Source organism: Patulibacter sp. SYSU D01012 (assembly GCF_017916475.1).
In the GTDB taxonomy this organism is placed as follows: Bacteria; Actinomycetota; Thermoleophilia; order Solirubrobacterales; family Solirubrobacteraceae; genus Patulibacter.
Genome location: NZ_JAFMTB010000001.1, coordinates 247,388 through 272,901 on the forward strand (window position 1 = coordinate 247,388; position 25,514 = coordinate 272,901).

Genomic DNA, 25,514 nt, shown 5'->3' on the forward strand with positions numbered 1-25,514 from the left:
AAATAGTCGCCGTGAAGTTTCTCTTGATTTCCCCTTGACAACCGAAAACTCCGCGCTCTATACATCCCCTACGGCGCCGGAAGCGCCGGCCGGCGGTCCCAGTCTCGTCGGTGTCCCAGGAGCGTCGCCACCCAGCGCGTCGCCCCGTCCAACGCATCAAGGGAGAGATCCAATGCTCAAGAAGTCTCGTACTCTCGCGGTCGCCGTCGGCACCGCGGCGCTCATGGCGACCGGCGCTTCGGCGGCCTCGGCCACGACGCTCAGCAACGCGAGCGGCCCGCTGGCCAACGGCAGCGTCGTCAGCGGCCCGCTGGCGACGGCGGCCACGCTCACGACGCCGATCGGCAACGCGAGCTGCACCACCGGTTCGCTGGGCGGCACGGTGTCGGGCAACGGCGCGGCCGCGGTGGGCTTCACGTCCCCGACGTTCACGCTCGGATCCTGCACGGACACGATCGCACCGTTCAACATCAACAGCGCGTCGCTGTCCTCCGTCGCGTCGTCCACGATCACGGCCGGATCGGGCGGCGGCACGCTGAACATCACGAGCGCCGTCATCCGGGTCAACGTGACCGCGGGCGGCCTGCCGGGCGTGTGCAACTTCACCGCGAACACGGCCTCGGGCATCGCCGTCAACGCCGACAACTCGATCCGGTTCACGAACGTGTCCGTGAACGCCGCGTCGGGCGTCTGCAGCCAGGCGGCGCCGTCGACGTTCTCGGCGACGTTCCGCCCGATGACGAGCGGTGGTAGCGCGGTCACCGTCAACTAGCGCGTCGCCCGTGGTCGCAGTCTCGGCCAATGGGCGGCCAAGTAGGACCGGGAGCGCCGCTCACGCGGCGCTTCTTCGTGTGTGCACCTACGGCGTAGGAAACGCCGGCCGGCGGTCCCAGTCTCGTCGGTGTCCCGGGAGAGTCGCCACCCAGCGCGTCGCTCTGTCCAACGCATCAAGGGAGAGATCCAATGCTCAAGAAGTCTCGTACTCTCGCGGTCGCCGTCGGCACCGCGGCGCTCATGGCGACCGGCGCTTCGGCGGCCTCGGCCACGACGCTCAGCAACGCGCGTGGCCCGCTGGCCAACGGCAGCGTCGTCAGTGGCCCGCTGGCGTCCGCGGCCACGCTGACGACGTCCGTCGGCAACATCAGCTGTTCCGCAGGTTCTCTTGGCGCCACCGTGTCGGGCAACGGGGCAGCGTCCGTCGGCCTGACGTCGCCGAGCTTCACCCTTGGAACTTGCACCGACTGGATCGCGCCGTTCAACTTCACCGGATTCAGCCTCACCTCCGTCGCGTCCTCCACCGTCACGGCGGGGTCGGGCGGGGGCACGCTGAACGTCACCACCGCAACCATCAAGGTCCGCCTGACTTCCGGTGGCCTGCCGGGATCCTGCAGCATGGTCGCGAACACGGTCACCGGCGTCGCGGCGAACGCGGACAGTTCGGTCACGTTCACCAACGTTCCAGTCAGCAGCGCGCAGGGAATCTGCGGGCAGTTTCTGCCGATGACGCTCTCGGCCAAGTTTCGCCCGATGACGAGCGAGGGCAGCAACGTCACGCTCGGCCTTTAGCGCGTCGCAAGCGCTAACCGTGACGCGGAGGACGGAAGGGAAGGCGAGCGGCCGCGAGCCGCTCGCGCGGCCCCGCAACGGGATACTGGCCAAACGTCGTATGCGATCAACCGCACACACGGCGTACATCTCTGTAGTTTGTCCGCGCCGGTGCACAGTCGTGCTCGGTGCGTCCCGTTTCTGCTCCCGCAAGGAGATCCGATGTTCCCGTCCCGCTCACGCCGCGCCCGCGGCCTCATCGTGACCGCCGCCACTGCGGGCTTGCTCGCTGCCGGTGCGTCGGCCGCGTCGGCCGCCCCGACCGGCATCTACGCCGACTTCGCCAACTGTCCGACCGACAACCCCGATGTCGCGTCCTGCCTGGTCAGCGACACCACGAGCGGGTCGATCAAGCTCGGCAACCAGGACGTGCCGATCACCAAGCGCATCCGCCTGCAGGGCGGAGTGACGGTGAACCCCGACACGTTCGAGACCGGGTTCGTCAACGCCAAGAACGGCGCAACGCTCTCCCGGACCGCGCTGAAGGTGCCGGGTGGCCTCACCGGCCTCATCACGCCGGCCCCGAGCTGGTCGCGGCCCCTGCGTTCGCTCTTCTACGCCGCGGTGAACTCGGTCAACGACGTGACCGCGACGGCCGAGCTCGTCGGGCCGGTGCAGTTCAGCTTCGGCAACCTGCTCAACGGCGAGGGCACCGCGATCGAGCTCCCCCTGCGGGTCAAGCTCGACAACCCGTTCCTCGGGGATCGCTGCTACATCGGGTCGTCGTCCTCCCCGGTCCGACTGCGCCTCACCAACGGCACGACCGCACCGCCCGCCGGCGTCACCCCGATCTCCGGCACGCCCGGCGAGTTGGGCGCCGTCGAGGACATCACCACGCTCACCGGGCAGTCCCTCGTGGACAACACGTTCTCTGCTCCGAAGGCCAGCGGCTGCGGCGGACTCTTCTCGCTCGTGGTCAACCCGATCGTCGACCTGAAGATCGGCCTGCCCGCGAAGCCCGGCGCCAGCGTGGCCCGCCTCAACGGCGACGCCAAGTTGGCGCCCGCCGCGTCCGTGGCGACCTCGAACTGACGACCGACGTGCGTGCTTCGGCACGTACGTCCCGCGTCCGGCCGTCGGGGCCGGAGAAGGACGAATACATGCGTAGAACTCCATTGATCGTGGCGCGCGGGACGAGCAGCGCGCTCGTCGTCGGTGCCGCCCTGATCTGGGCGGTCCCTGCACACGCCGCCGCGCCGCCGGTCGTCGCCCCACCCGGCGGCTACGCCGACGGTCGAGCCGCAGAAGTGGTCTCACCCGTCGAGAAGAACGGCGGGCAGGTCACGCAGATGTGGCCTGCCGCCGGTGACGGCGACGCCGTCATCTTCGCCAAGTCGGCGGCGAATCCCGCTGACGGCCTCGGCAGCCCGACCACGGTCGCGACGCTCGCCACGCGGACCGCCGACGGCTGGAAGCCACGAGACCTGACTTTGACGTCCACCACGCGTCCGGGCGCGTCCACGCACCTCGTCGGGGCGTCGTCAGGTCTCGACAACCTCGTCTTCGAGGCGCGACCGAATTTCTTGCCTGAGGACGAGGACCTCGTGTCGGATACCGACCTGTACGCCGTCCGCGCAGCCGACCGGGCCGCGTCGCTCATCACGCGGGAGGACGGCGTCGCCGTCGGCACCGTCACCGGCGCCACCTTGTACGCGGGTGGTTCGGCCGACCTCAGCACAATGATGTTTCTGCGCTCTGACTCGGCGCCGTTGCTGCCGACGGTACCCGTCGGTGGAACCACATCCCTGTACCGATGGCGAGAGGGATCGCTCGAGGTCATCTCGCGGCTCCCCGACGACACCTTCGCCAACGTACGCCAAGTCTCGAACGCGGAGCGCGGCTTCGATGATCGCGGGCCCACGGCGTTCACGCTCAACAACTCGCCGGTCGGCAACCGGGGGGCGCATCGGGTCTCGGACGACGGTCGACGGGTCTACTTCGAGACCGACTTTGCTGGCTTGTCTTCCGGTCTGTACCTTCGAGACCGTGAGCGGACCATTCCGGTTTCCGTCTCGCGGCGTGCTGGGGACCCTGCCGAGGTCGTTCCGGCCTACTTCGTCGGGGCGACATCCGACGGCGCCACCGCGTACTTTATCAGTGCTTCCGCGCTGACGCCCGGCGCAGCGGGCGGCGGCCTGTACAGGTATTCGGCGTCGACGGACGAGGTGACGCGCCTCACGCGCGATCCCGGACCGGGCGGTCCCCGGATCACGTCGGCCCAGGCCTCGGACGACGGAACAACCGTCTACCTGGTCGCGGAGGCTGCTCTGGCCCAGGGCGCCACGGACGGCGAACGCAACGCGTACGTCTGGCACGACGGTAGTCTCGATCTCGTCGGGCCGGTCGGCCCCAATGGCCGCGTCGAGCGCGTGTCGCGAGATGGCGCTCACGCGGTCTTCGTCGGCCAGGCGCCCGGCGCCGTCGGGACCGTCAACGCGCTGTACCGGTATGACCGGACGGCGGAGGAGCTGGCTTGCGCGTCGTGCCGCTCTGACGGCAGCGCCAACCAGACCGATGCCTACTTGGACGGTCCGGACACCCAGACGAAGCCTGGGCTCGACACCCTCATGAGCTCGCCGAGGGGACTGACCGACGACGGCCGCCTCTTCTTCATGACGACCGACCGGCTGCTTCCGGAGGACGAGGGATCGGGCACGGACGTCTACGAGTACGGGACGAACGGTCGGCTCCGGCTCCTGACTCCCGGCCGCGGAGAGGCGAGCTATCTGCTGGACAACACGGACGACGGGAGCTCCATCTTCGTCAGCACGCCGTACCGGCTCACGCCCCAAGACACCGACGCCGGCGAGTACGACGCGTACAGCCTGCGTATCGGAGGTGGATTTCCGGAGTCGACGGCGCCAGCGACGCCGTGCGAGGGAGACGACTGCCAAGGCATTCCGCAGGGTCGACCGGTCGTCGCCTCGGCGGGAAGCACGGCCGTGGGGGCCGGAAACGTACGACCGCCCGAAGAACGTGCGCAGGCGGGCGTGCGCAGGGCGCCGACGGTCTCCAAGGGGGCTCTTGCCGCCCTCGCACGTAGGGGCCGCGGGAACGTGACCGTCACGGTCCGGGGCGCGGGCGTGGTGCATCTGCGCGCCACGGCGCGCATCGCCGGCTCTACCGTCGTGGTCGGACGAAGCCGGAAGACGGTCAGGCCGACGACGAAGTCCGTCACGATGACCGTGCGTCTGTCCCGCAAGGCGCGCACGTATCTGCGAAGGCACGGCAGGCTGCGACTGCGGTTGAGCGCCGAGATGAGCACTGGCGGAACCGCGCGAACCCGCACGATCACGATCAAGAGGACGGCCCGATGACGAGCATCGATCTCCGAGGTGGCTCGCAGAGCTTCCGCGCTGCCGGGCGTCGGGCCCTGCTCGCGGTCGCGACCGCGATGGTCGCGTCGGCTGTCGTCGCGCCGACCGCGGGTGCCGCGTTCGGCATCCAGGACGGCACGTTCGGCGTCGAGATGCACGAGCCGCAGAGGGTGAACATCTTCGAGGCGATCAGCCCGGACGGCCCTAGCCCTACGGTGCCCGAGCTTCAGGCGGGGGCACACCCGGACCTGACCGTGGGCTTCGCCCTCAATCAGGTGCCGAATCCGGACCCCACCGCCGGTGGCCCGCAGGGCGGCGACGTCACGGTGCCCGAGGGGTCGGTCCGCGATCTCGAGGTCGATCTGCCGGCCGGCTTCTACGGCAACCCCCAGAACATCCCGACGTGCAGTATGCGCCTGCTGTCGACCGCGGAGCCGGGACAGACCGGCGGCAACTGCCCAGCCATCACGCAGGTCGGGGTGGCGTCGGTTCAGATCGGGACGAACCCGGACCCAGACGCTGGGGCGTTCAATCGACTGACCTCGCCCGTGTACAACATCGCGACGCGGGACGACGAGACGGCGGTCCTGGCCTTCAGCGCGTACAACGTCCCCGTCAAGATGACGATCACTCCCCGCACGGAGGGAGACTTCGGCCTGCAGGCCCGGCTCGAGGGCATTACCGAGGCCGGGCCGATCTTCGGGGTGCGGATGACCCTCTGGGGGGTGCCGGGCGACCCGCGTCATGACCCGCTTCGTCCGAACCCGGGGCCGGACTGGAACTTCACGGACGACTTCACGGACAACTTGGGCTACCCGGGGTTCACGCCGGCGAGGCCGTTCCTGACGGCTCCCGCGCGATGTGACGGACCCCTCCGCACCACCTTGCGGATTCGTTCGTGGCAGCGCCCCGCCGACTGGCTGACGTACACGTCTGACCTGCCCGCTCGGACCGGCTGCGATGCGCTGGACTTCGGCGCGTCGGTGGAGGTCAATCCGACGTCGGGTGCCGCCGGACAGCCGACCGGCGCGGCCATCGATCTCGACGTGCCGCAGAGGAACTCGCTGGACGAGCTCGCGACGCCCCAGGTGAAGGACGTGACGGTCAAGCTCCCCGAGGGCATGGCGATCTCGCCGGGCGCCGCCGACGGCCTGCAGGCGTGCTCGGACGAGCAGCTCGCGACGAACTCGCGTGATCCGGAGACGTGTCCCGACGCGTCGAAGATCGGCACGGCGACGATCAGCACGCCGCTGCTGGGCGAGAAGCTCGAGGGCTCGGTCTACCTGGGCACGCAGAAGTCGCAGGATCCGACGTCGGGCGAGATGTATCGGATGTTCATCGCGGGCTACGCGAAGGGCGTGCGGATCAAGCTCAAGGGCGGGATCAAGGCGGATCCGAAGACCGGGCAGCTGACGGCCACGTTCGCGCAGAACCCGCAGCTGCCGTTCGACAACCTGCACCTGCAGCTCAAGGACGGCCCCCGGGCGGTCCTGGTCAACCCGCCGACGTGCGGGACGAAGACGACCAGCTCGACGGTCACCTCGTACAACGGCGACAGCGTCGCGTCGGACAGCTCGTTCGACGTGAACGCCGGCTGCACCGACAAGCCCGGCTTCAACCCCGGTCTGACGGCCGGCACGGTCAACCCGATCGCAGGCGCGTTCTCGCCCTTCACCATGTCGGTGTATCGCCGGGACGGTGAGCAGGACCTGTCGAAGATCCACCTGGATCTGCCCTCGGGCCTGCTCGGGGCGCTCGGCTCGGTGCCGGTGTGCGCCGAGGCGCAGGCGGCCGCCGGCACGTGCGATCCCAGCACGCGGCTGGGCTCGACGACCGTCTCGGTCGGCACGGGCGACAAGCCGTACTCGCTCGGCGGCACGGTGTCGCTCGGCGGGCCGTACAAGGGCGCGCCGTTCTCGCTGTCGATCGCGGTGCCCGCGAAGGCCGGTCCGCTGGACCTGGGCATGGTCGTGGTGCGGTCGCCGCTGGTGATCGACGCCAATAAGGGCAAGGTGTTCGCCCCGGCGGACCCGCTCCCGACGATCGTCGGCGGCGTGCCGCTGAAGTTCCGGATGGTCAACATCACGCTCGACCGTCCGAACTTCATGTGGAACGCCACCACGTGCGAGCGCCAGGTCATCGGCGCGCGGTTCGAGAGCACGGCCGGTGCGGTCGCCGCCCCGTCGGTCCCGTACCAGGCGCAGGGCTGCGACAAGCTGCTCCTCAACCCGTCGCTGAAGATGAGCTACGGGACGAAGAGCGAGCTGAAGAAGGGCAAGCACCCGTCGCTGACGGCCGAGCTCTCCCAGTCCTTCCGCCAGGCGGGGCTCAAGAAGGTCGCCGTGACGCTGCCGCTGACCTCGTCGCTGGACGCGAAGAACGCCAAGGCGCTGTGCACGCCGCAGCAGTTCGCGGCGCGGGCCTGCCCGGAGGCGTCGATCGTGGGCCGTGCGTCGGCTCGCACCCCGGCGCTGCATGACGAGCTCACCGGTCCGGTGTACTTCGTGGAGGGCACCCGCGTGACCTCGACGGGGGCGATCGCGAAGACGACACCGAAGCTGTGGCTGAAGCTGCAGGGCGAGGGCGTGCCGCTCGACCTGGTGGCCTCGTCGACCTTCGTGGGCAAGGCGCCCAACCAGCGCCTGGTCGCGACGTTCGACGAGATCCCCGACGCTCCGATCTCGAGCTTCAAGCTCCAGATCGACGGCGGCGAGAACGGCATCCTTGGCGCTCCGCGTGACCCCTGCACCTCGGACCGCGTCGCGTCGGCCCGCTTCGACGGGCAGAACGGCGACCGCCGCACCCGCAACGTCACGATCGCGGCACCCGACTGCGGGGTCCGAGCGACCGCGACGGCGAGCAGCAGCCGGGTTCAGCTGCGGGTCGTGAACATCGGCGCCGGCAAGGTGAAGGTGTCGGGCAAGGGTGTGAAGACCCGGACCCGGACGCTGAAGAGCGGGAAGGCCGCCACGCTGACGGCCGCGCTGACGAGCAAGACGCGTCAGCAGGTCGCCGCCGGCAAGACGGTGAAGCTGCGCCTGAAGGTCTCCTGGACGCCGAAGGGCGCCAAGAAGGCGAAGACGGCCACCCAGACGGTGACGATCAAGGGCGCCGCGTCCCGCGCGAAGGCGCGGACCGCGAGGTAGTTGGTCCCGTCCGCCGCGGTCGCCCCGGGCGTGTGGCCCCGGGGTGGCCTGGCGCCCTGACGGTCGGCGCGGGCCCGGTGTGCACCAGGGCGCCAGGGCTTCGCCGCCGTGTCCCCACCGCCGATCGAGGGTCCCGGGTTCGTCCTGGGGCCCTCGTCGGCGTTGGTGCGACGAACCCGCGCCGCCCGCGGATCGCCAGCTTCCTCCCACGACCGACCCCGGATGCGCCAGGATGCAGGGGTAGGCCCTGCGCCTACACGCCGGCCGCCCGAGCGAGCGCCGGCGGTCCGGACGCCGCACCGCGGGCCTCGCGCCCGCGTCGTCGTCCGGGCACCCGGTCCCCGTGGTTCCTGCGCGTGGTTGGACGCCGGTGCCGCGGGGCCTCGGGTGTGCCCGCGGCGAGGTTGACCAACCCGACCAACCGGCCTACGATGCGCCCATGGGCGACGCAGTCAGCATCGGCGAGGCGAAGACGCATCTGTCGCGCTTGATCGCCCGCGTCGAGGCGGGCGAGGAGATCGTGCTCCGCCGGGGCGACACGCCCGTGGCGAAGGTGGTCCGGTACGAGGAGCCGTCGCGCCCGCGAACACCGGGCGCGTTGCGGGGCAGGATCCACACGGCGGACGACTTCGACGAGCCGCTGGACGACTTCGCGCCCTACGCGTCGTGACCGGCCCCGCGCTCCTCGACACGCACGCCGTCCTCTGGTGGCTGTCCGACGACCCGCGCTTGTCGGACACGGCGCGGGTCATCGTGGCCGATGCGAGGCACCCGATGCACGTGAGCGCGGCCAGCCTCTGGGAGATCGCGATCAAGCGGTCCCTCGGCAAGATCGAGGCCCCGGACGACCTGCCCGACGTGGTGCGCGCCGAAGGCCTGACGCTCATGCCGGTCGGTGCGGCGCACGCATGGGCCGTGCGATCGCTGCCCCGGCACCACGGGGACCCGTTCGATCGGCTGCTCGTCGCCCAGGCGCGGATCGAGTCGTTGCCGATCGTCTCGGCCGACGGTCAGCTCGACGCCTACGGGATCGACCGGCGGTGGTGACTAGAACGCGCCGCGGCGACCGAAGACCGCCGGGATGGTCTTCACCAGGATCTGCAGGTCGAGCGACACCGACCAGCGCTCCAGGTACAGGAAGTCCAGGCGCACCATGTCGTCGAACTCCAGGTCAGAGCGGCCCGACACCTGCCACAGGCCGGTCACGCCCGGCAGCACGAGGTAGCGCTTCTTGTGCCACTCCTCCAGCCGGTCGTAGTCGCGCTGGGGCAGGGGGCGCGGGCCGACGAGCGACATCTCGCCGCGCAGCACGTTCAGCAGCTGCGGCAGCTCGTCCAGCGACAGGCGGCGCAGCAGCTTGCCGACGGGGGTGACGCGCGGGTCGTTGCGCATCTTGAAGATCGCCCCGCCCGCCTCGTTCAGCTCCTCGAGCTCGCTCTGGCGGCGGTCCGCATCGGCGTACATCGTGCGGAACTTCAGGCAGTCGAACGGCACGCCGCCGACGCCAGGACGGCGCGAGCGGTAGATGACCGGTCCGGGGCTGGACACCCGGATCGCGACGGCCATCGCCAGCAGCACGGGGCTGAGGAGCACCAGGATGAACGTGCTCATCACCAGGTCGAACGTGCGCTTGATCGCGAAGTCGATGCCCTCGGAGACCGGCGGCTTCAGCTCGAACAGCGGGACGGTCTGGCCCGGCAGGAACTCGGCGCGGTGGACCAGGATCTCCATCGTCGACGGCGCCACCCGCACGTGCACGCCCTGCCGGTGCGCCTGGTCGACGATGTCGAGCGCGAGCTCCTCGGGGAACGCCGGGTCGGTGATGATGACCTCGTCGATCGCCCCCGACGCGAGCAGCGCCGGCAGGTCGTCGGCGGTGCCGAGCGAGGGCGCGTGCTGCGGCGGCGGGGCGTCGGCGTCGAGCGTCAGCACGCCGGTCACGCGGATGGCGGTGTCCACGTCGTCCGCCAGCGCCGACGCGATCGCGTCGGAGTGCTCGGCGGTGCCCACCAGCACGGCCCGCCGCTGCTGGCCGCTCGAGCGCAGCAGGCGCCCCGAGACGATCTCGTACGCCTGCCGCAGCACGGCGATGTAGACGATCCCGACGGCCGCTGAGCCGTAGAAGATGTAGTAGCTGGAGAACTGGTCGCGCTGGCCGTTGATCAGCACGAACACCATCGAGACGACCATCACCTGGAACAGGCCGGTGACGATCCGGCCCAGGCCCTGTCGCTCGTGCCGCCGCCCGTACAGGCCCATGCGGGCGAAGTTCAGGAGCACCACCAGGATGGTGAACGGGGCGATCTCGCGCGCCTGGTGGGCGTGCCACCCGGCGTCGAACGACCCCAGCCACAGCGCCTTCAGCGCCAGGGCGGTGAAGATCGCGGCCCAGACGCTCGCCGCGTCGACGGCCATCAGGCCCAGGACGCGCAGCACCTTGCGCATCGTCTCGACGCGCAGCAGGAAGAGCAGCGCCGGCGGCCGCTTCGCGCGGATGTCGGTCGCGGGGCGCAGCGGACTGACGGAGCCCAGCGTCGGCAGGCCGTCGCGGTCCGCGGCGGACGTGCCGTTCGCCACGAGGGATGGCGCCCCGGCGACGGGGCGCTCGGTGGGCTCCGGGCGGTCGGGGACCGCGTCGGGGCTGGGGCTGGCCTGGCGCACCAACGTCAAAGCGTGTCAGATGGCCCGGGCCGAGGTCGCAGGCCCGCGTGCAGCGGACGCGGCGAGGGACCGGGGAGCGGGCGAGGCGCGCAGCATGCCGGCCGGCGCCGGTCGCTACCGCAGGGCGCCGGCGAGGACCTCGCGGCCGGCCTCGTCGAGCGTCCGCTGCAGCCCCTCGCGCAGGTCGATCGTCGGCTCCCACCCCAGCAGCGCCTTCGCGCGCGTGATGTCGGGGCGACGCTGCTTCGGGTCGTCCTTCGGCAGCGGCTGGTGGATGATCTCGCTCTTCGAGCCCGTCACCTCGATGACGGCCTGCGCCAGCTCGAGCAGCGTGAACTCGCCCGGGTTGCCGATGTTGACCGGGTCGTGCTCCTCGGACTCCGCCAGGGCGATGATGCCGCGGATCAGGTCGTCGGAGTAGCAGAAGGACCGGGTCTGCTCGCCGCTGCCGAAGACGGTGATCGGCTCGTCGAGCAGCGCCTGGCGGAAGAACGTGGGGATCGCGCGGCCGTCGTTGGCCCGCATGCGCGCGCCGTAGGTGTTGAAGATGCGGACGATCGCGGTGTCGACGCCCTGCTGGCGGTGGTAGGCCATGGTCAGGGCCTCGGCGTAGCGCTTGGCCTCGTCGTACACGCCGCGCGGGCCGATCGGGTTGACGTGCCCCCAGTAGGACTCCTCCTGCGGGTGCACCTGCGGGTCGCCGTAGACCTCGCTGGTGGAGAAGAGGAGGAAGCGCGCGCGGTGCTTCTTCGCCAGGCCCAGCGTGTGGTGGGTGCCGTACGAGCCGACCTTCAGCGTGTGCAGCGGCAGGCGCAGGTAGTCGATGGGCGACGCCGGCGAGGCCGCGTGGTAGACGACGTCGACCGGCTCGTCGACGTAGTACGGCTCCACGATGTCCAGCTGCCGGAACTCGAACCGCGAGTGCCGGATGTGCTCGATGTTGCGCAGGGATCCCGTCTCGAGGTTGTCGACGCAGATGACGCGGTTCCCGCGACCGAGCAGCTCGTCGCAGAGATGGGAGCCGAGGAACCCGGCGCCGCCGGTCACGAGACACGTAGCCATGGCGGGGAGGGTACCCGGGGCGCGCGCGGGGCACGCGCGCGGGGTGGTGCGGGTGGTGCCCGCTACCGCCGCGCGTCCTTGAAGGCCTTCTTGGGGATGTCGTCCGCGGGCACGTACTTGCGCTTGCTCTGCCGCTCGGCGAGCCCCTGCAGCTCGAGCCGCTTCCAGACGACCGGGCACTTCTTGCACCGCGGGCCGCTCTTGCAGCACTTCTTCTTCACGGTGACGGTGTCCGCCATGGGTCCGTCAAGCGTAGCCGGGCGGGGGCGCGGGGCCGCCGGGGGGCGCTGCTGGGACGGCGGGGCGGTCGTGGGGACGTGGGGGACAGCGCTGCTGGGGGGCGGGCTGCCCCCGTCGGCGGGCGGGCGCCCCCGCGGGCCGAGGCCCGCGATGGTGCGGGGCCGCTTGGGGCGGCGGTGGGCGGTGGGCGGTGGGCGGCCGCGGGCGGTAGGCGGTGGGCGGCCGCGGGCGGTGGCGGTGGACGGTGGGCGGTGGGCGGTGGGCGGTGGGCGGTGGGCGGCGGGCGGCGGGCGGCCGCAAGGGTGGGCGGCCGCCGCGCTGAGGCGCGTTGGGGTGCAGGTGAGGCGGTTCGCGCTGGTGAGGCGGATCGATGCGAAGGAGCAGGCCCTTTCCGCCTCGGCAGCGGAATCCGCCTCGGCGGGGCGGAAGCCCGCGTCGCCTACAACGACATCACGCCTCAGTTCCGCCGGATCCCGCCACGCTTCCGTCGGACGACGCCTGGTCTCCATCCGACGACGCCGCGCCTCTGCCGGACGGCGCCTGGCCTCCGCGGCGCCTCGCCCCACCGCCCCACCGCCCCACCGCCCCACCGCCCCACCGCCCCACCGCCGCGCCGCCGTCGGACTACGCCGCGCCTTCGCCGGACCACGCCGCGCCTTCGTCGGAGCACGCCGCGCCGCCGTCGGACCACGCCGCGCCCCCGCCCGATGACGCCTCACCGTCGCCGAACGGCACGTCCCTTTCGCCCGAACGGCGCCTCGTCTGCGCCGAACGACGCCGTGGCCCCGCCGACCCGGCCACCCCGACGTCCTCCGATGGCCGCCCGGCCGCCCCGGCTCGGTCCTCGCGCACCCGCGAGTACGATTCCGCGCGGTGTCCGACCCCGTCCACAGCCGCGCGGGCCTGCGGGCGAGCGCGACGGCGGGCCGCTGATGGTCGCCGCCGCCCGCCGGGCCGCCGGCCGCGTCCACGCGCCGAGCGCCCCCGTCGCCCTCGCGCTGCTCGTCGCCCTGGCCCTTGTCCTGCGCCTGCCGACGCTCGACGAGCAGAGCTTCTGGCTGGACGAGGTCTACTCGGCCCGCATCGCCGAGGGCTCGTTCGGTCACGCGTGGTCGACGATCCAGCAGACCGAGAACACGCCGCCGCTCTTCTACCTGCTCGGCTGGCTGGCGGTGCACGTCCTGGGCGCCGGCGAGTGGCAGCTGCGGCTGGTCTCGGGCCTCGCGGGCGGCCTGGCCGTGCTGCCGGTCGCGGCGCTCGCGCGGCGCGTCGGCGGCGAGGGGCCGGCCTGGTGGCCGGGCGGGTCGGGCCGAGGCGTCCCGGATCACCCCGGCTCCGCGTCGGCGATGCGGAACACGACCGCCGGTGCCGCCCATGCCGAAGCCGTTCCGGATCACCCGCACCCCACCGCGGCGATCCGGAGCACGACCCCCGGCGTCCGCCTCGCGCCGCTCGCCGTGGGCCTGGCCGCGGGCCTGCTCGTCGCGGTCAACCCGCTCGCGCACTGGTTCTCGCAGGAGGCGCGCTCGTACGGTCTGCTGCTCCTGACCTCGGCGCTCGCCTGGGCCGCGCTGGCCGCGGCGCTCGACCGTCCGGACCCGCGCCGCCTGTGGCTGTGGGCGCTCGCGGCCGTCGCGGCGGCGTGGACGCACTACTTCGGGGCGATCCTGCTGGTGGCCGGGGGCGTCGCGCTCGTGGTGCGCGCGTGGCGGACGGCGGGCCCCGCGCCCTCCCGCGCCACCGCGCTGCGTCCGCTCGCCGCCCCGCTGCTGGCGTCCCTGGTCGGCGCGGCCGCGCTGGCGCCGATCGCGCTCAACCAGCAGTCGACGTCGATGTACGAGGCGATCGCGGGGGTGAAGAGCCTGGGCGACCGGATCATCGAGACGCCGAAGCAGTTCGCCGTCGGCTACAACGCGCCGGCGGACATCGTCCTGGGCGTCCTGGTGGCGCTGGCGCTCGTGGTCCTGGTCGGCGCGGGCGCCTGGCCGCGCCGCCGGACGGCGGCCGCGGACCACGGCGCGCGCGGCGCGGCGGCCGGACGCGGGGGCGATGCCGCCACGGCGGCGCCCATCGCGCTCCCGCGCCGAACGGGTCTCCTGCGCGGGCGCGTTGCCGGGCGCGGCACGGTGCTCTTGGCGCTCGTCGCCGTGGTCTGGGTCGTCCCGCTGCTGGGGCTGCTCGTCGACTTCGACCTGGTCCTGACCCGCAACTACGTCGTCCTCATGCCGCCGCTCGCGGCGCTCGCGGCCGTCGGCGCGTGGCGGATCGGCCGGCGCGGGGTGCTGCTGCTCGGCGCGGTGGCGCTCGTGCAGTGGGCGGTCGTCGCGGCGGTCGCGTTCACGCCCGCCTACCAGCGCGACGACTGGCGCGGCGCGTTGCGCGAGGCGACGGCCGGGATGCCGGGGCCCGAGCTGCTCGCGGTCTCGCGTTACCAGGGCATCGCGGCCACGTACTACCTGCCCGACGCGAAGCAGATCTACGACCTGACCACTCCGACGCCCGTCCGCACGGTCGCGGTCGTCGACCGTCCCGCCGACGCGGGCGACGACGCGCCGTCGCTCGTCCCTGCGCCCCCGATCGGCGGCATGCGCCTGGTCCGCCAGGTCGGGACCAGCCAGTACCGCGTGTACGTCTGGCGCGCCGACCGACCGATCGCGTTCCCGCCGCTCGTGGCGCTGCAGCTGTTCGGCGGCGGGCCGGCGGCGCCGAGCCTGCCGCTCGACCAGCGCCGCGCGGCCGTGCTGGTGCCGTAGGCGCCGGGCGCGCGGGTGGCGATCGGGAGGGGCCGCTCGTTCCGGACGCCTTCCGAGCTCGCCCCATGCCGAGCTCGACCGCATTCCGAGTTCGACCCGGCCGGCGGGTCCGGAGGCAGGTGGTCGGGGGCGCGGGTCCGCCGCGGGCACGGCGCAGGCGACGGATCGAGTTCGCGATCAAGCCGGATGTAGCGGCCTGATCGCCACCTCGATCCGCGGGAGGGGGAAGCCGGCCACGGGGAAGCCGCCCGGCCCCCCCGGCTCCGCCGCCCCGCCGCCCCGCCGCGTCGCCCCCGGCTCCGCCGCCCCCGCGGCGGTCCGGCCGCGTCGCCCCCGAACGCGAGCGGGCCCGGCATCCGCCGGGCCCGCCCTCGCCCGCTAGGGCGCAACACACGAGCCGCGCGACCGAAGCCGCGCGCCCCGCCGCGCCCCTACCGCAGGGCCGCGGTCCGCTTCCCGGCGCCGCGGACGACGACCTTGCCGGACGCGCCCCCGACGCTCGTCCGTACCTCGACGCGGCTGCGCGTCGTCAGGCGCGTGCCGGCGTTCACCGTCATCCGGACGGTGCCCGTGCGGGTGACGGTGCGGCTGCGGCCGGCCACCGTCACGGTCGCCTCCACCCGCGACTTCGACGTCTTCGTCCCGGCCGCGCTGCGGCTCGAGACGTCGGTCACGGTGCAGCGCACCGAGCGGCGGCGGTTGACGAGCTTGCACGTCACGCGGACTCGCGCGCTCTCGCCCTTCGGTCCGCGGGCGCCCTTCTCGCCGCGCTGGCCCTGCAGGCCCGGGATCCCCTGCGGACCGGGCAGCCCCGGCGCGCCGACGCCCGTCGCGCCCGTCGCCCCGGCCGGACCCTGCGGCCCGGTCGCCCCGTCAGCGCCGTCGGCGCCGTTCAGCCCGTCGGTCCCGTTCTCGCCGCGCGGCAGGTCGGTGCTCTCGCCCGTCAGCGCGACCGTGTGCTCGCGCTCGGCGGTGTTCGTCGCGAAGACGAGCTGCGCCTTCGACGTCGCCTTCTGGCGCGCCGGGGCGAAGCGCACCATCACGGTGCAGGACGCGCCCGGAGCGATCTCGGCGTCCCTGCAGGCGTTCGTCGCCAGCAGGAAGTCGCCCTCGGACCCGGCGTCGGCGGCCTTGATCGTCACGTCGGAGATCCTCAGCGGCTCGTCGCCCTCGTTCTTCACCGTGACGAGCTGGCCCGGGCTGACCGTGCCGGTCGGCTGCGCCGAGAACACCGGCACGTTCGCCGAGAAGCGCGGGCCCGGGCCGGCGTAGGGGACGACCTCGATCGTCTTCTCCGCCGTGACGGGCGCCAGGGACGCCTCGTCCGTGTGCTCGCGCATGGACTCCTCGGCGACGGCGACCTTCACGGTGCCGCGCTTCAGGCCCGTCAGCTCGCGCGTCCTCGGGTCGAGGATCGCGACCTTGCCGGCCCGGCGGGCCGCCTCGATCGCGGCGTCGCCCGAGCCGACCGCCAGCTCCGCGGTCTCCTGCCAGTGGACCGAGATCGGGTAGGCGAGCGGGACGATGCGGCTGCCGTTCTGGTTGACGCCCGACGGCTGGCGGAGCGAGCCCGACAGCGTCGCCGAGGTGCCGACCTCGACCGAGGCCGGCGTGTTCAGCGTGATCTGCGACGCGAACGCGCGCGCGTCGGCCGTCAGCCACTGGCCGTCGGCGTCGGTGTCGCGGTCCACGTGCCAGTTCAGCCAGCCCGTGACGCCGCCGCGGTCCGGCACGCCGTACGGGGACTTGCCCGAGGACGGGAGCACCGTGTACGGCACGCCCTCCACGCGGTGGACGTCGAGGATCTGCGCGTGCGAGCCCGCCATCGCGGCGCCCTTGTCGCTGTCCTGGCGGAAGTCCGTGAGGAGCTCCTCGATCAGCTGCACCTCGGTGCGGTCGCCGAGCTGGCTGGCCTTCGTCTCGGCCGGGTCGTCCACCGGGTGGTGGGCGAAGACCATGACGTTGTCGATGCTGTCGTCCTTCTTGGCCGACTCGAGCGCGTCCTGGAACATCTGCAGCTGGCCGAAGTCCGACCCGCGCAGCGAGCCGAGCGCGCTGTTGAGCAGGATGAACCGCGTGCCCTTGTGGTCGAACGTGCGGTAGGGCGCGCCGAACTCCGCCTTCCAGGCGTCGAGGGTGCCCTGGCCGGCCTTCGCGTAGGCCTCGTGGTTGCCGGGGACGTAGTAGCAGGGGACCTTGCCGCTGCTCGCGTCCGGCGTGGAGTCCGCGGCGGGCTCCTTGCCCGCCTCGATCAGCTGGCAGCCGCCGTCCTCGAGCGTCTTGCGCGCGAGCGTCAGGTCCTCGGGGGCGCCCTCGTCGGTGATGTCGCCGTTGAGCACGACCAGGTCGGGCTTCTCGCGGCGGATGCGCTTGAGCGCGGCGACGCCGACCTTGGCCAGCGTCGGGTCCGCGGCGGTGAACTGGACGTCGGACAGCGTCGCGAAGCTCCAGTCGTCCTTGCCGTTCGTCTCCCCGTCGGGCGAGAGCAGCGGGTCCTGGTGGAGCGGCGCCTCGGCGGGCAGCTCGACCTCGGGCGCCGCGTCGTACTCCACGCGGTCCAGGACGAACGCGCCGTCCTGCTGGCGCGCCGTGCCCGTCTCGACGAGCTGGAACTCGGTCACCTTGATCGGGAACTTCGTGTTGGACGGCAGCGTCCAGACGAGGTCGTTCCAGCCGGGCTTCACGCCGCTCTGCAGCTTCGCGTTGCGGGTGCCGGACGCGTCGACCCACGCCATGTTGGAGTACTCCGTCGCGTCCTCGGACCACACGTGCCAGCGGAGGCGCAGCGGCTGGCCGGGCACGTTCAGGACGGACGCGCCGGACGCGCGGGTGACGCCGAAGTTGCGCTGGGCCTTGTAGTCCAGGCGCAGGCCCTCGGGGGCCTTCGACAGCGTCTTGGCGAAGCCGGACGTGCCGTTGGCGGTCCAGTCCTTGTCCTCGTTCTCGCCGTCGAACTCGTGGAGCGTCTTCGTCTCGACGCCGACCGTCGTCGGCAGCTGCACCGTCGTGCCGCCGGCGGTCACCGAGACGACCGTGGCGCCCTTCGCGACCGGGACGATGCGCAGCGCGTCGTCCTGCGGCTGGACCTTGACGACCTTGCGGTCGTAGTCCAGCTCCAGGTCGGACGCGTCGATCGGGGCGGTGAACCCGTGCGCGTCGCGGCCGGTCACCGTCAGCGTCGTCGGGGCGCTCGTCGTCTCCGGGATCGACAGCCGCTTGCTCGACAGCTCGAGCTGGTCGAGGCGGTCCAGCACGCGCACCTTCGTGTCGGTGCGGGCGCTGCTGGTCGTGGCGCGCAGCGTGACGGTGCGCCCGCCGTCGGCGGGCGCCTGGAACGCGCCGTTCTCGACGCTGCCGGCGGCGGCGGACCAGCGGACGTCGCCGCGGTCGAGCTTCACCGGCGCCTGGTTCGAGTCGACGGCGGTGGCCGTGAACGCGCGGTGCATGCCGGGGAAGACGGTCGGCTCGCCGCCGGCCGCGGGCGCGACGACGAGGTCCTCGACCTGGCCGTTGCCCGGCTTGACGAACACGCCGACGCCGTTGGGGTCGGAGCGCTCGCCGCCGTCGGAGGGGACGTTGCGGACGGTCGCGTCGAACGCGCCCAGGCGCCGGCCGACCATCGTGGTGGAGCCGCCGCCGTCCAGGTTGACGGCCGTCTCGGCGCCCAGGTCGTCCATCATCTTCGCGACCTGCGGGAGCGTCGCGCCGCCCTTGCCGGTGCCGCCGGGACCGTCGACGGTCAGCAGGATCATCGTCTTCCCGCCGTCCTTGAAGCCGATGGACGTGCGGGGCGCGATCGACGCGCCGGACGCGCCGGCGTTGGCCTCGGCGTCCGGGACGGGCTCGCCGCCGCGGACGAGCTGCGCGTCGGTGCCGACCGCGAACGTGAAGCGGTCCTCCATCTCGGGGCTGACGCCGTAGGAGAGGGCGACGTCGTCGCCGACCGCGAGGGTGCGCAGCGCGGTGGCGCCGCTGCCGCGGCCGACGAGGGCGGTCGTGCCGTCGGGCAGCGTGCCCTTGCCGGCGCCCGGGGCGGTCGCGGCCTTCGTGACCTTGCCGTCCGCGACCCACACCTCGGCGGTGGTCGCCACGCCCGCGGCGCCGCCGGCGTTCGTCTGCCGGTCGTACTCGCCCCAGTCGGACGTGTACGCGCCGATCGCGTTGTCGGGCACGCCGACCTGGTTGAAGCCGGCGATCGGCCGGTCGCTGCCGCCGAACGTCGCCTTCGCGGCGAGCGCCAGGTTCATGAGCTTGCCGACGCCGCCCTGGGTGACGCCGACGGACTGGCCGTTGTTGCGCGTGCCGCTCTTGCGCAGCTGGCCGCCGGCGATCTCGAAGCCGAGCGACGCGCCGGAGTTGCCGATGTCGAAGAAGTCGCCGTTGACGCCCGCGACCGCGCCGACGCGGTTGGCCTGCTTCGTCAGCGCCGAGCCCTGCGCCACCTTGTCGGCGTGCAGCAGGTCGGTCGTGACGGCCGGGTTGGCCAGGTCGACGGTCAGCACCTGGCGGTCGACCCAGCCGGTCGACGCCAGGTACTTCTGGTGCGCCAGCTCGATGCCGGGACCGAGCGGCTCGTGCTCGTCGACGATCGAGAGCGGCATCGCCGTGGCGGCGTGCGCGGCTGATGGCAGGGCGAGGGTGATCGCCACCGCGGCGATCGCGGCACGCCGACGACGGCGCACGCGGGTCTGAGGTCCGGACACCGGAGCTCCTGGGGTTGCTGTGCGAGGAGCCCTCGCGGGACGCGACCTGGCACGCGGCGGGGGAGGGCGCCGACCACTGTGGGGGGCGATACGCCGTCAGCTTGTGTCCGAGCGGTGGCCCTGCTGTGAAGCCGCGTGAACGACGGTCACGCGGTGAACGGCTCGGCCGATCGCGCGGGCGGGCGGGATGCGAGGCGGCGACGGGGGATGCGTCGCCGCGGGTGCGGCGGGGCGGCGGGGAGGACCGGTACGCGGGGCGGACGCGCGTCCAGCCGCCAAACGGTCGGTTTGGACGGATGTCCTCGGCCGGGCGGGTGGGGGTCGCGCTGGTTGGGGGCAGGGCCGGGGGCGCTCGGCGGGCAGGCGGGCGAGGGCGCGTCCCAGATCGACGTCGCACCTGGCCGCGAAGCCGTTGAGTTCGGGATCGTGCCCCTATATCCGGCCTGATCCCGAACTCGAACCTCTCGCCGGCGGCAGCCCACCGCCGCCGGCCCGCCGGCCCGCGGCCGGCCACCGCCCCCGACGGCCGTGCAGACGCGCGTCCGGCAGCCGGGTCCTCCCCGTCCGGCGGACGCGCGCGACCGCCTCCCGGAGCGCCTGTCGGCACCTCCCCCCCCGATCGTCGGGACGGCGGCCGGCGCGGCCCCGTCGGCGGACTCCGCCGACCGTCGCGCACGCGGACACCGTCGGCACGCGGCACGAATCCTGGCCGCGCGGATAGCATCGGCGCCCCATGAGCCCGCGTCTGCAATCGCCCGAGACGTTCGACGAGAAGCTCGACCTTCTCCGCGACCTCCGAGACCAGGCGATCCACTCCGCCTCAGAGAAGGCCGTCGAGAAGCAGCACGCCAAGGGGAAGTACACGGCGCGCGAGCGGATCGAGAAGCTCCTCGACGAGGGGTCCTTCCAGGAGCTGGACACCTTCGTCCGCCACCGCACCTACGACTTCGACATGCAGAAGCAGCGGCCGTGGGGCGACGCCGTCGTCACCGGCCACGGGACGATCGACGGCCGGCCCGTCGCCGTCTTCTCGCAGGACTTCACCGTCTTCGGCGGCTCGCTCGGCGAGGTCATGAGCGAGAAGATGTGCAAGGTCATGGACCTGGCGGCGAAGATCGGCTGCCCGGTCATCGGCATCAACGACTCGGGCGGCGCGCGCATCCAGGAGGGCGTCGTCTCGCTCGGCGCCTACGGCGACGTCTTCCAGCGCAACGTCGACTCCTCCGGCGTCATCCCCCAGATCTCGCTGATCATGGGGCCGTGCGCGGGCGGCGCGGTGTACTCGCCGGCGATCACGGACTTCATCGGGATGGTCAAGGAGACCTCCCACATGTTCATCACCGGCCCCGACGTCATCAAGACGGTGACGGGCGAGGAGGTCGGCTTCGAGGACCTGGGCGGCGCCGTCGCCCACTCGACGCGCTCCGGCGTGGCGCACTTCGCGTTCGAGGACGAGGACCACGCGCTCGAGGAGACGCGCTACCTCCTCTCGTTCCTGCCGCAGAACAACCTCGAGACCACCCCGGTCGTGCCGACGGACGACCCGGCGGACCGCGAGGAGCCGGCGCTCAACGACGCCGTTCCCGCGAACCCGAACAAGCCGTACGACATGCGCGAGGTCATCAAGCTCGTCGCGGACGACGGCGAGTTCTTCGAGGTGCACGAGAACTTCGCGCGCAACATTCTCTGCGGCTTCTCGCGCATCGAGGGCCACGCCGTCGGCATCGTCGGCAACCAGCCCAACCAGATGGCGGGCGTCCTCGACATCGAGGCGTCGGAGAAGGCCGCGCGCTTCATCCGCACCTGCGACGCGTTCAACATCCCGCTGCTGACGTTCTGCGACGTCCCCGGCTTCCTCCCCGGCACCTCGCAGGAGTGGAACGGCATCATCCGCCACGGCGCGAAGATGCTCTACGCCTACGCCGAGGCGACGGTCCCGAAGGTCACCGTCATCACCCGCAAGGCCTACGGCGGCGCCTACGACGTCATGGCCTCGAAGCACCTGGGCTCGGACTTCAACTTCGCCTGGCCCCAGGCCGAGGTCGCGGTCATGGGCGCCGAGGGCGCGGTCAACATCATCTACCGCCGCGACATCGCCGGCTCGCCCACCCCGGACGAGCGCCGCGCGACGCTGATGGACGACTACAAGGCCCGCTTCGCCAACCCGTACGTCGCCGCCGAGCGCGGCTACATCGACGACGTGATCGAGCCCTCGCAGACCCGCGCGAAAGTCGCCGGCGCCCTCCGCGTGCTGCGCAGCAAGCGCGTGACGCTGCCGAAGCGCAAGCACGGCAACATCCCGCTGTAGGGGCGGGGCGGCGCGGGGCGCGCGGCGGCCTGCAGGCCGCGGTCGCCCCGTGGCGGGCCGCGACGCGGCTGGCGGCGGTGGGCTGCCGCCGGCGAGGCCGCGGCGGCCGCGCGGCTGTTGCTGCGGCCCGCGGACGCTCTCGCGACGGGCCGCGGCCGCGGGGGGTGCGGGGGATCGAGTTCGCGATCAGGCCGGATATAGCGGCCGAATCGCAAACTCGATCGCCGGACCTCACTGCCGGCCCGCCTGCCCTGGCGCGAGGTCGGTCGGGACCGACTCCCGACCGACGGCGAGCCGTCGTCGCAGCCGCCGCGCCGTCGCCTCGGCTTGCGCGGTGACGGCCGTCCACGTCAGTCGCACGGACGACCAGCCGGCGAGCTCGAAGTCGAAGTCGCGGTGACGGTCGTCCTCGAACTGCTCGGGCGACCGGTGCGTCGCCCAGCCGTCGAGCTCCACCACCAAGCGCGCCTCGGCCCACGACATGTCCGCTTCGTAGGTGCCGTCCTGCAGGACCACGAGTCGGTTCACCGCCGGCAACGGCAGGCCGTGGGCGGCGCAGAGCTGCAGAGCGGCGGCCTCGAGCTCGCTCTTGGTGTGGCCGGTGGTCGCCAGACGGTGACGCTCGAGCATCTCCCGGACCAGTGCCGTCCCGCGTCGGCCGGAATGGAGGCGCAACTCGTGCTCCACCATGCGGGGGCGGAGGCGACGCTGGCCTGCGAGCGAACTCCACGCGCGCCGCGCTGGCGCTGCGCCGTCCGACCCGGCCACGTCGATGAGGGTCCGAGCGTCCGCGGTGCAGGGCACGCGGAGCCGTGTGGTCCCCACCGACGGGCCCGAGTGGCTGACGTGCACCGCGATGCCGGCAACGCGGCGCGTCGATGGCGGCGTCGTCACGTGGACGGGTCCGCGTCGCCACGGCAGCATCCCGTGCAGCGCAGCGGCGGTCGCGTGGCTCGCCATCGCCCCATCCCCGCAAGCGAGCACCGCCGCCATGGCCCGAGCCTCGGGCGTCGCCGGGCGGACGCCGAGCGCGTAGACCGTCCGGTGCACCGGTATGAGCAGGCCGCGAGCGATGCGGCCGGCGATCTGGTGGCGGGTCAGGCCCAGGAGGTGCAGCAGCTGGTCCCTCGTCACCAGCCCGAGCTGTCGCCCGGCGAGCCAGGCGACGCGTTGGTCGGCGCCGAACGACGCGGGCGGGGCGGGGTGGATGAGGAGGGGCGGGGGTGAGGACATCGAGCGGCGGGGCGACGACGACCAAGACCCTGCCGACCGAGCCGTGCCGCGTGGCCCCCGATCTGCGCCGAACCCGCACCGGCATCGCGCCGAACCTCCGCCGCCCTCGCCTCGCCTGCCCCTAGCTGCGACGCTCCTCGTGTGTCGAACCCCGAGGACGTGACGCCGACGCCGGACGAGCCGCAGGAGGACGGTCTGGGCCCGTCGGCGATGTGGCACATCCTGGTGTCGCAGAGCGCGCTGCCGGCGATGCTCAACCAGGCGCGGTTCCAGGACGAGGTCCTCGAGGCGCACGGGCGCAGCGAGGGCCAGCGGTGGGAGTACGACGGGAAGACGTCGCAGCTGCTGTTCGAGGGCGTCGGGTTCTTCCCCGCCCAGGTCCTGGGCACCATGGCCGAGGCGGACGGCACGTGGCTGTGGGCCTTCGCCAACCCGTCGCTGCCGAAGACGGCCACCTATGCGGCCGCCCAGCTGCGGGACGAGTTCGCGCAGCTGGACGCGCCGACGCCGTTGGCGGAGGACGTCACCCGGCGCATCGGCGTGCTCGACGCCGCGATCGTCGGCGCGTGGAACACGGAGGCGGACGCGTACTACGTCGCGCCGACCGGGGGCGGGGCCACGGCGGTGTTCCTGGTCAAACACCCCGAGCTGGCCAAGCGGCGCATCCCGTACGAGCGGCTGCCGCTCGCGATCTCCGGGATCCTCGAGCAGCTGCCCGTCGACCACCAGCTGCTCATCGAGGGCTGGCGCCGCAGCGAGCCGCAGGGCATCCACTTCGCCGAGGGGCCCGCGGGCTCGGGCGTCATCACGGCCCGCGCCGAGGGCCTCCCGGTGGGCGAGGACGGTCGGCCCGATCCGGCCGAGGGCGCCACCTGGCGGTTCGAGTTCGACGAGCAGGGCCGGCTGGCGAGCATCGGCGGCACGGTCGGCGAGGTGCCGGAGGGGGCGGATCCCGAGAGCGACTGACGGACGCCACGGACGGCCGGGCCCTCGGACGCGCAGGGACTCTCGGGGCGCCCCGTGCGGGACCGTCACGGCGGCACGCCGCCCGTCGTCCGGGCGGAATCCCGATCCGACTACGGGTATTTCGGGCCCGTTGGTATAGGGTCCGCGCACCGGCCGCCGCGGCCGGCGGAGAGTCCCGGCGCCACGACGCCCACCCACGGAGAGACATGAGCGACGCGCAGCAGTACCGCCCCGAGACCATCGCCCTGCACGGCGGTCAGGAGGCCGACCCGACGACGAACGCGCGGGCCGTGCCGATCTACCAGACCACGTCGTACGTGTTCGACGACGTGCAGCACGGCGCCGACCTGTTCGCGCTGAAGACGCCAGGCAACATCTACACGCGCATCATGAACCCCACCTGGGACGTGCTCGAGCAGCGCCTGGCGCAGCTCGAGGGCGGCCAGGCGGCGCTCGTCACCGCGTCCGGCCAGGCCGCGGTGACCTACGCGATCCTCAACATCGCGGGGGCCGGCGACAACGTCATCTCGGTCTCGCAGCTGTACGGCGGCACCTACAACCTGTTCGCGCACACGCTGCCGCAGTACGGCATCGAGGTGCGCTTCGTCGACGCCGACGATCCCGACGCCGTCGCGCGCGTGGCCGACGAGCGGACCAAGCTCGTGTTCGGCGAGACGATCGGCAACCCGAAGCTCAACGTCCTCGACATCCCGAAGTGGTCCGAGGCCGCGCACGCCGCCGGCCTGCCGCTCATCGTCGACAACACGGTCGCCACGCCGGTCGGCGCGCGCCTGATCGAGCAGGGCGTCGACGTCGTCGTCCACTCGCTGACGAAGTTCCTCGGCGGCCACGGCACCTCGATCGGCGGCGCGATCGTCGACGCCGGCACCTTCGACTGGGCCGCGCACAGCGACCGCTTCCCCGGCCTGACGAAGCCGGACCCGTCCTACCACGGCGTGGTCTGGACGGACGCCGCCGGGCCGATCGCCTACGTGCTGCGTGCCCGCACGGTCCTGCTGCGCAACACGGGCGCCGCGCTGTCGCCGTTCAACGCGTTCCTCATCCTCCAGGGCGTCGAGACGCTGCCCCTGCGGATGGAGCGCCACAACGAGAACGCGCTCGCCGTCGCCAAGCACCTCGAGGCGCACGACGGCGTCGCCTGGGTCAACTACCCCGGACTGGAGTCCAACCAGTACCACGAGGTCGCCTCGCGGGTGCTGACCGCGGGCGGGGGCGCGCTCGTGTCCTTCGGCGTGAAGGGCGGCTACGAGGGTGGCCGCCGGTTCATCGAGGCGCTGAACATCTTCAGCCACCTCGCGAACATCGGCGACGCGAAGTCGCTCGCCATCCACAACGCCTCCACGACGCACTCGCAGCTCAACGAGGGCGAGCTCGCGTCCGCCGGCGTCGGCCCGGACGCGGTGCGCCTGTCGATCGGCATCGAGCACGTGGACGACCTCATCGCCGACCTGGACCAGGCGCTGGCGGCGAGCCAGGGCTGACAGGGGAGGGCGCTGGCG

General features: G+C 72.6%; 16 protein-coding genes. 11 read left to right on the forward strand and 5 right to left on the reverse strand.

What is annotated here, in order from left to right; genetic code table 11:
- Positions 1–172: 172 nt before the first annotated feature.
- From J3P29_RS01000 to J3P29_RS01030, 7 genes are all read left to right on the forward strand, one after another.
- Complete coding sequence (locus tag J3P29_RS01000) at positions 173–772, forward strand: hypothetical protein (RefSeq protein ID WP_210491122.1); 600 nt, start codon at positions 173–175, stop codon at positions 770–772.
- A 191-nt stretch (positions 773–963) separates the two neighbouring features.
- Entirely contained in the window at positions 964–1,566 is a 603-nt protein-coding gene (locus J3P29_RS01005; protein WP_210491123.1) for a hypothetical protein, read from the forward strand.
- Positions 1,567–1,827: 261 nt separating this feature from the next.
- Positions 1,828–2,637, forward strand: coding sequence for a hypothetical protein (locus tag J3P29_RS01010; RefSeq protein ID WP_246851388.1), 810 nt, complete (start codon positions 1,828–1,830; stop codon positions 2,635–2,637).
- Positions 2,638–2,726: 89 nt separating this feature from the next.
- Positions 2,727–4,922 carry a hypothetical protein gene (locus tag J3P29_RS01015; protein WP_210491124.1) on the forward strand — a complete coding sequence of 732 codons (2,196 nt, stop codon included), beginning with the start codon at positions 2,727–2,729 and terminating at the stop codon, positions 4,920–4,922.
- The gene (locus J3P29_RS01020) at positions 4,919–8,068 is read left to right on the forward strand and encodes a hypothetical protein (protein WP_210491125.1); all 3,150 of its coding nucleotides are present in this window, start codon (positions 4,919–4,921) and stop codon (positions 8,066–8,068) included. The genes J3P29_RS01015 and J3P29_RS01020 overlap by 4 nt, the downstream gene beginning before the upstream one ends.
- A gap of 439 nt (positions 8,069–8,507) precedes the next feature.
- Positions 8,508–8,738 (forward strand): type II toxin-antitoxin system Phd/YefM family antitoxin, encoded by a 231-nt coding sequence (locus tag J3P29_RS01025; RefSeq protein WP_210491126.1) that lies wholly within the window; start codon positions 8,508–8,510, stop codon positions 8,736–8,738.
- On the forward strand, positions 8,735–9,115 hold the full coding sequence (locus tag J3P29_RS01030; protein WP_210491128.1) for a type II toxin-antitoxin system VapC family toxin: 381 nt from the start codon (positions 8,735–8,737) through the stop codon (positions 9,113–9,115). The genes J3P29_RS01025 and J3P29_RS01030 overlap by 4 nt, the downstream gene beginning before the upstream one ends.
- Here J3P29_RS01030 and J3P29_RS01035 read toward each other — a convergent pair whose 3' ends face one another.
- The 3 genes from J3P29_RS01035 to J3P29_RS01045 all read right to left on the reverse strand — a co-directional run bounded on the left by J3P29_RS01035 (position 9,116) and on the right by J3P29_RS01045 (position 12,030).
- On the reverse strand, positions 9,116–10,729 hold the full coding sequence (locus J3P29_RS01035) for a sugar transferase (RefSeq protein ID WP_349239742.1): 1,614 nt from the start codon (positions 10,727–10,729) through the stop codon (positions 9,116–9,118).
- A gap of 114 nt (positions 10,730–10,843) precedes the next feature.
- Positions 10,844–11,791: a UDP-glucuronic acid decarboxylase family protein gene (locus J3P29_RS01040; RefSeq protein WP_210491129.1), complete on the reverse strand. Its 948-nt coding sequence runs from the start codon at positions 11,789–11,791 to the stop codon at positions 10,844–10,846.
- Positions 11,792–11,853: 62 nt separating this feature from the next.
- Positions 11,854–12,030, reverse strand: coding sequence for a hypothetical protein (locus tag J3P29_RS01045; RefSeq protein WP_210491130.1), 177 nt, complete (start codon positions 12,028–12,030; stop codon positions 11,854–11,856).
- A gap of 933 nt (positions 12,031–12,963) precedes the next feature.
- Between J3P29_RS01045 and J3P29_RS01050 the strand changes: the two genes are divergently transcribed.
- Positions 12,964–14,784 carry a hypothetical protein gene (locus tag J3P29_RS01050; RefSeq protein WP_210491131.1) on the forward strand — a complete coding sequence of 607 codons (1,821 nt, stop codon included), beginning with the start codon at positions 12,964–12,966 and terminating at the stop codon, positions 14,782–14,784.
- 431 nt (positions 14,785–15,215) lie between these two features.
- Here the strand turns inward: J3P29_RS01050 and J3P29_RS01055 are convergent, their stop codons facing one another.
- Positions 15,216–19,487, reverse strand: a complete 4,272-nt coding sequence (locus J3P29_RS01055; protein ID WP_349239743.1) for a phosphodiester glycosidase family protein — start codon at positions 19,485–19,487, stop codon at positions 15,216–15,218.
- A gap of 733 nt (positions 19,488–20,220) precedes the next feature.
- On the opposite strand from J3P29_RS01055, the gene J3P29_RS01060 reads away from it, so the two are divergent.
- A complete protein-coding gene (locus tag J3P29_RS01060; RefSeq protein WP_210491132.1) occupies positions 20,221–21,795 on the forward strand; it encodes an acyl-CoA carboxylase subunit beta in 1,575 nt (524 codons plus the stop codon).
- A gap of 231 nt (positions 21,796–22,026) precedes the next feature.
- Here J3P29_RS01060 and J3P29_RS01065 read toward each other — a convergent pair whose 3' ends face one another.
- Positions 22,027–23,028, reverse strand: a complete 1,002-nt coding sequence (locus J3P29_RS01065; RefSeq protein WP_210491133.1) for a type IV toxin-antitoxin system AbiEi family antitoxin domain-containing protein — start codon at positions 23,026–23,028, stop codon at positions 22,027–22,029.
- Between the two features lie 141 nt (positions 23,029–23,169).
- On the opposite strand from J3P29_RS01065, the gene J3P29_RS01070 reads away from it, so the two are divergent.
- Both J3P29_RS01070 and J3P29_RS01075 read left to right on the forward strand, forming a co-directional pair.
- A complete protein-coding gene (locus J3P29_RS01070) occupies positions 23,170–23,994 on the forward strand; it encodes a DUF6882 domain-containing protein (protein WP_210491135.1) in 825 nt (274 codons plus the stop codon).
- A 206-nt stretch (positions 23,995–24,200) separates the two neighbouring features.
- Positions 24,201–25,496 (forward strand): O-acetylhomoserine aminocarboxypropyltransferase/cysteine synthase, encoded by a 1,296-nt coding sequence (locus J3P29_RS01075; protein ID WP_210491136.1) that lies wholly within the window; start codon positions 24,201–24,203, stop codon positions 25,494–25,496.
- Positions 25,497–25,514 lie beyond the last annotated feature (18 nt).

Bases quoted from the DNA above. Each gene is read 5' to 3' on its own strand.
- J3P29_RS01045 (WP_210491130.1), bottom strand. From the start codon at position 12,030: ATGGCGGACACCGTCACCGTGAAGAAGAAGTGCTGCAAGAGCGGCCCG.
- J3P29_RS01075 (WP_210491136.1), top strand. From the start codon at position 24,201: ATGAGCGACGCGCAGCAGTACCGCCCCGAGACCATCGCCCTGCACGGC.
- J3P29_RS01020 (WP_210491125.1), top strand. From the start codon at position 4,919: ATGACGAGCATCGATCTCCGAGGTGGCTCGCAGAGCTTCCGCGCTGCC.
- J3P29_RS01025 (WP_210491126.1), top strand. From the start codon at position 8,508: ATGGGCGACGCAGTCAGCATCGGCGAGGCGAAGACGCATCTGTCGCGC.
- J3P29_RS01050 (WP_210491131.1), top strand. From the start codon at position 12,964: ATGGTCGCCGCCGCCCGCCGGGCCGCCGGCCGCGTCCACGCGCCGAGC.
- J3P29_RS01000 (WP_210491122.1), top strand. From the start codon at position 173: ATGCTCAAGAAGTCTCGTACTCTCGCGGTCGCCGTCGGCACCGCGGCG.
- J3P29_RS01065 (WP_210491133.1), bottom strand. From the start codon at position 23,028: ATGTCCTCACCCCCGCCCCTCCTCATCCACCCCGCCCCGCCCGCGTCG.
- J3P29_RS01005 (WP_210491123.1), top strand. From the start codon at position 964: ATGCTCAAGAAGTCTCGTACTCTCGCGGTCGCCGTCGGCACCGCGGCG.
- J3P29_RS01040 (WP_210491129.1), bottom strand. From the start codon at position 11,791: ATGGCTACGTGTCTCGTGACCGGCGGCGCCGGGTTCCTCGGCTCCCAT.
- J3P29_RS01060 (WP_210491132.1), top strand. From the start codon at position 20,221: ATGAGCCCGCGTCTGCAATCGCCCGAGACGTTCGACGAGAAGCTCGAC.